The sequence below is a fragment of the Pelomonas sp. KK5 genome (assembly GCF_001984095.1).
GTDB lineage: Bacteria > Pseudomonadota > Gammaproteobacteria > Burkholderiales > Burkholderiaceae_C > KK5.
In genome coordinates, this window is the sequence record NZ_LYVQ01000366.1 from 1 (window position 1) to 3,904 (window position 3,904).

A 3,904-nucleotide genomic window follows, 5' to 3' on the forward strand; every position below is an offset into this window, starting at 1 on the left:
CCAGCGCGCGCAGCGCGCGGCGCAGCAGGGCCAGGTCCAGCGGCCCGGCGAGCAGGCAGCCGCCGCCGATGTTCAGGTGCGCGCTGCCGGGCCAGGCGCACTGGTCCAGCCACACCTCGCGCTGGCTCAGGGCCAGCGGCAGGGCGGCATCGGCGGCGCCGGCCTTCAGGAGGCGGGGGTCATCATCAGTTGCTGGTCCCATGACGCGATCTTCTCCATCGCATAGCGGTAGCCGACTTCAGCGATTTCGGCACCACTCTGGTAGGCCATCAGGGGGAAATTGCCCACGGGGGGCTCGAGATAGTGGTCGGCCTGCGCGATCGTGCGCGGGCGCTGGTTCAGGCTGCCGACGTGGCCGGCGCTGTAGAGGATGCGGGCGATGCTGGGCGAGTCCGGCGCGCGCGACATGAACTTGCGCTTGAGCGTGGACAGCGGCGTCACGCGGGTGAGGCTCGGGTCGGCGCGCAGGCTCTCGGGCACGTCCACGTCCACCGCGATCACGGTGCCGTTGCCGCGCCGGCGTTCCAGCGGCGTGCCAAGGCGCAGCCGCATCGGCTGCACCGGCACGTTCTCGAGGATGGCGCCGTCCACCATCAGGTCACCGTCGATCACCACCGGCGGGAACAGGCCGGCCGGCGAGTTGCTGGCCAGCACCGCGCGCCACAGCGGGCCGGTCGACTGGACCGTGGTGTTGCCGCGCGTCAGGTTGCAGGCGGCGGCGAAGTAGGGCCGCCACAGCTGCTCGATCATCAGCTCGCCGAACATGCGGCGCAGGTCGCGCTCGACGCGCCGGCCGGCCACGATGGAGACCACCGGCACGGTCAGCCGCTCGCCGCCCTTGGCGAAATGCTGGGTCTGCTTGAGGATCTGCTCCAGCGAGTGGCCGCAGGCCAGCTGCGCGCCGATCAGCGCGCCCATGCTGTTGCCGCCGATCAGGTCCACCGGCACCTTCGACTCGTTCAGCGCCCGCAGCACGCCCAGGTGCGCGAAGCCGCGCGCGCCGCCGCCGCCCAGCACCACGCCGACGGCGTTGCCAGTCAGGAAGCGGGCGAGGTGTTCGGCATCGGCGCGCCAGCCGCTGCGCAGCGGGTAGATGCGCTCCAGGTCGCGGCCCACCACCCAGGGCAGCGGCGAGACCGGCCAGCTGCGGTCGGCCTCGTGCATCAGCACCAGGTGCTTGCGCTTGAGCGCGTAGCCGGGCACTGCCTGCAGCTGGCGCTCGAGATCGGTCAGCTCCGGGTCGCGCGTGGCGGAGGTGACGAAGACGACCTGGTCGGCCTGGCGGATCGCGAAGCGGGCCCAGGCATCGTCGGCTGCGCCGGCCTCGAACACCATCACCGCGTACTGGTCCTCCAGCTGCGCACGGTCGGCGTCCTCGTCGGTGGTGTCGCCGCGCATCAGGCGCTGGGCCAGCGCGGAGTCGCTGCGCAGATGGCCGACCTGCTTGCCGCTGCGGCCGATCAGGCCCTGCAGCGCCTGCACCAGCGCGGGCGCGAGGATGTCGGCGCCGGCCTGGCGGTCCAGCGGCACCAGCGCGATCGTCTGCGCCAGCCACTTCTCCTGCACCTCGCTGCCAACGCGGAACTGGTCGTGCACCGCCTTCAGGAAGGTGCGGTTCAGCTCGATCGGATGCTGCAGCAGCAGCGCCTCGAAGGCCTCGCGGCTGAGCAGGGCCAGCGTGGAATCGCGCACCGCGGTGACGTCCTGCGAGCGCGGCTGCTGCAGGATCATCGCCATCTCGCCGATGCTCTGGCCCGGGTGGATCTGGTTGTAGACCAGCAGCTTGCCGTCGCGCCCGCGGCGCGAGACGCGCAGGCCGCCGCTGATCACGAAGACCGTGCTGTCCGCCCGGTCGCCCTCGCTGAAGACGGCCTCGCCGCTCTCGACCTGGCGCAGCTCCACCGCGTCGGCCATCTCCGCAATGATCTCCGTGCGCAGCGATCCGAAGACCGCGCTGCTGCGCAGTGCCTCCACCATGCGTGCCCGAATCCGTTGCTGGGGCTGATCCATGGCGCGGAGTCTACGCAGACTCCGCTGAATTTGGGGGTTTGGATTCACATGCATTCACAGGCGAGAGGAACATGCCACGCGAATTGGGGGTTAGCACCGATGGATAGGAGCCTGCGCGGCAGAAAGCATGGCCCGCGCCCCGGCCCTGCGGGTTGGGCTTGCAAGGGGCCTCAGGCGTTGTTGCGCCACTTGCCCGGACGCGAGTCCGGGCGGCGTGTCACGCCTAGCCTGAGGCCCCTTGCAAACCCAACGCGGGCCATGCTTTCTGCCGCGCAGGCTCCTGGCTAAACCGGCAATCAAGCACACTCCGCCCATGGCACACATCCATCTGAGCTGGGAGTTAGGTGGCGGCCTCGGCCACGCGGCGCGGCTGAAGACGCTGGCGATCGAGCTGCGCTCGCGCGGCCACCGGGTGAGCCTGTCGCTGCGTGACCTGGCGCACACCCGCAGCCTGCTGGCGGATCTCGACTGCCCCAAGTTCCAGGCGCCGGTGTGGCTGCACCGCGCGGTGGGCCTGCCGGCCGCGCAGGGCAACCTGGCCGAGATCCTGCTGGCCTTCGGCTACCTGGAGGCGGGCGCGCTCAGCGGGCTGGTGGACGGCTGGCGCGCGCTGTTCGGCGAGCTGAAGCCCGACCTCGTCGTGGCTGACTACGCGCCCACCGCGGTGCTGGCGGCGCGCAGCCTGGGCCTGCGGACGGCCAGCATCGGCATCGGCTTCTACCTGCCGCCGCGCACGCCTGACCTGCCGCCGCTGCGCGACTGGGAACCGATCCCGCCCGAGCGCCTGCGCGGCGCGCAGCGGCGCATGCTGGAGGTGGCCAATGCCGTGCTGGCGCAGCACGGCGCGGCGCCTCTGGCGCTGCCGGCGGACCTGCTGCTGGGTGACCGGCCGCTCTTGTGCACTTGGCCGGAGCTGGACCACTACGGCCGCAGCGAGCCCACCGGCGGCCAGTGGTACGGCCCCAGCTTCCTGGCAGATGGAGGCGGGGCGGGCGAGGCGCCGCGCTGGCCCGAGGGCAGCGGCCCGAAGGTGTTCGCCTACCTGAAGGCCGACCATCCCGACCATGCGGCGTTGCTGAAGGCGCTGGCCGAGGCGGGCTGCCGCACGCTGTGCTATCTGCCGGAGGTGGCGGCGGGCGGGCCGCCGCCGCTGAAGCATCCGACGCTGCGCTACGCCGGCGGGCCGGTGTCGCTGGGCGAGGTCTTTGCGGATGGCTGCGCGCTGTGCGTCTGCCACGGTGGCGAGGCCACGCTGGCGCAGGCGCTGCTGGCCGGCGTGCCGCTGCTGCTGCTGCCGATGCATGCGGAGCAGTTCCTGATCTCGCGGCGGGTCGAGCAGGCGGGCTGCGGCATCAACGCGGCGCAGCGGCGCCGGCCGCAGGACTGGGCGGCGCTGGTGCGCGAGGCGCTCGACGCGCCGGCCTGGCGCGAGGGCGCGCAGCACTTTGCCCGCGCCCATGCGGGCTTCACGCAGCAGGGCCTGGCGGCCCGGCTGGCCGATGCCTTCGAGGAGACGCTGTCCTAGGAGTCTGGGCGGCAGAGCAAGGGCCGGCGTTGCGCCTGGCAGGGGCGCAGGCTAGGCGCGAGGAGGCAGCGGGTCGATACCCGCAACGACGAGCAACAACGCATGCGCCCCTGCCAGGCACAACCCGCAGGGCCGGGGCGATTTGCGGGGCCATCCGTCGTTGCCGGCTCGTTGTTGGTCCCGACCAACGCCTCGCCGGCGCCTAGTCTGGCCCCGCAACTCGCCCCGGCGCCGGCCCTTGCTCTGCCGCCCAGACTCCTAGCCGACAGGCCCGCGCCGTCGTCGCGCCAGCGCGGCGACGCCGCCAAGCCCGGCCAGCATCAGCAGGCCGGTGGCCGGCTCGGGTACCGGCGCGGGCTCCAGCAGCAC

The 3,904-nt window shown here is 72.5% G+C and carries 4 protein-coding genes; 1 reads left to right on the forward strand and 3 read right to left on the reverse strand.

Annotated features, from left to right (window positions below):
• Both B0W88_RS30360 and B0W88_RS30365 read right to left on the reverse strand, forming a co-directional pair.
• Positions 1–202: hypothetical protein (locus tag B0W88_RS30360; RefSeq protein ID WP_144007080.1), on the reverse strand; the 202-nt coding region annotated here is incomplete at its 3' end.
• Positions 166–1,977, reverse strand: coding sequence for a cyclic nucleotide-binding and patatin-like phospholipase domain-containing protein (locus tag B0W88_RS30365; protein ID WP_077038234.1), 1,812 nt, complete (start codon positions 1,975–1,977; stop codon positions 166–168). The genes B0W88_RS30360 and B0W88_RS30365, both read right to left, overlap by 37 nt.
• A 346-nt stretch (positions 1,978–2,323) precedes the next feature.
• Between B0W88_RS30365 and B0W88_RS30370 the strand changes: the two genes are divergently transcribed.
• Positions 2,324–3,535 (forward strand): glycosyltransferase, encoded by a 1,212-nt coding sequence (locus B0W88_RS30370; protein WP_077038235.1) that lies wholly within the window; start codon positions 2,324–2,326, stop codon positions 3,533–3,535.
• A gap of 258 nt (positions 3,536–3,793) precedes the next feature.
• Here B0W88_RS30370 and B0W88_RS35350 read toward each other — a convergent pair whose 3' ends face one another.
• Positions 3,794–3,904 (reverse strand): PEP-CTERM sorting domain-containing protein, encoded by a 111-nt coding sequence (locus B0W88_RS35350; RefSeq protein WP_077038236.1) that lies wholly within the window; start codon positions 3,902–3,904, stop codon positions 3,794–3,796.

Excerpts from the sequence above, each read along its gene's own strand:
- B0W88_RS30365 (WP_077038234.1), bottom strand. The coding sequence starts at position 1,977 with ATGGTGGAGGCACTGCGCAGCAGCGCGGTCTTCGGATCGCTGCGCACG.
- B0W88_RS30370 (WP_077038235.1), top strand. The coding sequence starts at position 2,324 with ATGGCACACATCCATCTGAGCTGGGAGTTAGGTGGCGGCCTCGGCCAC.